Origin of the sequence: Terriglobus sp. YAF25 (assembly GCF_052113305.1) — a bacterium.
Classification (GTDB): Bacteria; Acidobacteriota; Terriglobia; order Terriglobales; family Acidobacteriaceae; genus Terriglobus.
Genome location: NZ_JBFRCY010000919.1, coordinates 1 through 1,511, shown reverse-complemented (window position 1 = coordinate 1,511; position 1,511 = coordinate 1). Strand labels below are relative to the sequence as shown.

The 1,511-nt window shown below is 61.0% G+C and carries 2 protein-coding genes; both read left to right on the top strand.

Annotation, left to right across the window (positions count from 1 at the left end; translation table 11 throughout):
• Positions 1–566 (top strand): CBS domain-containing protein (locus AB4043_RS25230; protein WP_442308489.1); only part of this gene is annotated, 566 nt, incomplete at its 5' end.
• Entirely contained in the window at positions 563–1,429 is an 867-nt protein-coding gene (gene rsmI, locus AB4043_RS25225) for a 16S rRNA (cytidine(1402)-2'-O)-methyltransferase (protein WP_442303392.1), read from the top strand. The genes AB4043_RS25230 and rsmI, both read left to right, overlap by 4 nt.
• Positions 1,430–1,511: the final 82 nt, after the last annotated feature.

Below are 1,511 nucleotides of genomic sequence, written 5' to 3'. Positions count from 1 at the left end.
GCGCTGCCGTTGGCTTCGGACAGATGATCGCGCTGGTGATGATCATCGCCGGCATTGTCACCTTCAACATTTGGCTTCTCCTAATCGGTGCCTTTGTCCTGATCGGCGCGCAGATGGAAGATCACGGCCTCATGCTGCAGAGCTCGGTCGATACGGTGGTGATGCGCGATGTCATGCTGACCGAGTTCGCGACCCTGTCCGCTTCCGATACCCTGGAAGATGCTCTGGAGAAGTCGATCCACTCCATGCAGGATGTCTTTCCCGTGACCCGCGGCAATAACCTGGTGGGCGTCATCAGCCGGCAGAGCATCCTGGAGGCTCTGCAGTCCGAGGGCAACGGTTACGTGCAGGCGATTATGTCGCGCGCCTTCCATACGGCGCAGTCCGGCGACTCGCTGGTGCAGACCCTGCGCCGCATGATGGGTCCGCGTGCCCAGGCCCAGCTCGTTCCCGTGCTCGATGGCGAGAGGATCGTGGGCATCATCACGCCGCAGAACCTGAACCAGTCGATGAGCCTGCTTGCCCTGAAGCGCCGCATGCGCAACTTTGAGGAGCAGCAGTCGTGAGTGAGCCTGCGCCGCTGGCGCCGGGCTTATATCTCGTCGCAACACCGATCGGTAACCTGGAAGACATCACGCTGCGTGCCCTGCGGGTGCTGCAGTCAGTCGATCGCATCGCCTGCGAGGATACACGGCAGACGCAGAAGCTCCTGAATCACTTCCAGATCCAGAAGCCGACCATCAGCTATCACCAGCACAATGAACGCTCACGCAGCGATGAGCTGGTGGCAGCGTTGCAGGCCGGACAGCGCATCGCCATCGTCTCCGACGCAGGCACGCCCGGAATCGCCGACCCGGGGGCCGAGGTGGTAGCGGCAGCAATCGCCGCAGGAATTCCGGTTTATCCGATTCCTGGAGCCAACGCGGCGATCTCGGCACTCATCGCCAGCGGTCTGTCCACAGAGAGCTTCACCTTTCATGGATTTCTACCGCCCAAGGCGGGCCAGCGCAGAACGCAGTTGGAGTCGCTCGTACTGGATGGCACAACGCACATCTTCTACGAAGCCCCACACCGCATCGTGGAGACGCTGGAAGATGTAGCTGCCGTCTTCGGTCCGCAGCATCCGATAGCGCTGGCGCGCGAATTGACCAAGCTGCACGAAGAGCACCTGCGCGGCCCAGTTTCCATGATGCTGGAAACGCTCAAAGCCCGTGACGCGATTCGGGGAGAGTTCGTTTTGCTGCTTAGTGGCGAGCCTGCCGCGGAAGAGGCTGTACAGGCAGCGCCCGTTTCCATCGCGGCGAGTGTCGACGCACTGATGAAACAGGGACTCTCCGAAAAAGATGCCCTCAAGCAAGTAGCGCGCGACCGCGACCTGGGCAAAAGCGAAGTCTACCGCGAGTGGCAGCGGGAAAAGACTCGCCGCTAAAGCGGCGGATGGAATGATTGAAGAATTGAATAATGCTCTTCCAGCCACCCAATTGGGTGCCCCATCCATCGCAACGCGATGG